This is a genomic window from Caldimonas tepidiphila (assembly GCF_003569765.1).
GTDB lineage: Bacteria > Pseudomonadota > Gammaproteobacteria > Burkholderiales > Burkholderiaceae_C > Caldimonas > Caldimonas tepidiphila.
This window is the reverse complement of record NZ_QXMG01000190.1, coordinates 1-707: the sequence shown is the minus strand read 5'-3', so window position 1 is coordinate 707 and position 707 is coordinate 1. Positions and strand designations below refer to the sequence as shown.

The window sequence follows — 707 nt, the reverse complement described above, 5'->3', positions numbered from 1 at the left end:
GAAATCGAGGCAAGGAGAGAAGGAAGTGACGAAGACGAAGAGGGCGCGCTACACGCTGGAGTTCAAGCTGGAGGCGGTGAGGCTGGTCAAGAACGGGCAGGGTATGGCGGCGACGGCCAAGATCCTTGGGATTGCCGAGCAGACGCTGCACAACTGGATCAAGGCAGAGCGGGAGGGGCGGCTCACGGGCGCGGACACCAAGTCGGTGAGTGCAGAGCAGATGGAGATTGCCCGGCTGCGCGCGGAGTTGGCGCGCGTGAAGATGGAGTGCGACATCCTGGGAAAAGCGACGGCGTACTTCGCGAGGGAGCGAGAGTGAAGTACGCGTGGATCGAGCGCAACCGGCAGCACTGGCCGGTGTCGCTGGCGTGCGAGGTGCTGGGGGTGAGCCCGAGCGGTTATCACGAGCACAGGACGCGCAGCCCCGGGACGAGCCGCAGCGTCAGCGACGACGCACTGCTGGTGCACATCCGCGCCGTGCATGCCGAGTCGCGCGGCGAGTACGGCTGGCCGCGGGTGTGGAAGGAGTTGCTGGCCCGCGGCATCCGGGTGGGCAAGCAGCGGGTGCAAAAGCTCATGCAACTGCACGGCATCCGGGCTCGTGCGCGGCGCAAGTACAAGGCCACGACCGACAGCAACCACAAGCTGCCGGTGGCCGAGAACCTTCTCGACCGCGACTTCACAGCACCGGCCCCCGACCGGGTCTG

At 66.6% G+C, this 707-nt stretch carries 1 pseudogene; it reads left to right on the top strand.

Features of this window, described 5'->3' with window-relative positions:
* Nucleotides 1-25: 25 nt before the first annotated feature.
* Nucleotides 26-707, top strand: a pseudogene (locus D3A59_RS25045) (IS3 family transposase); the annotation flags it as partial.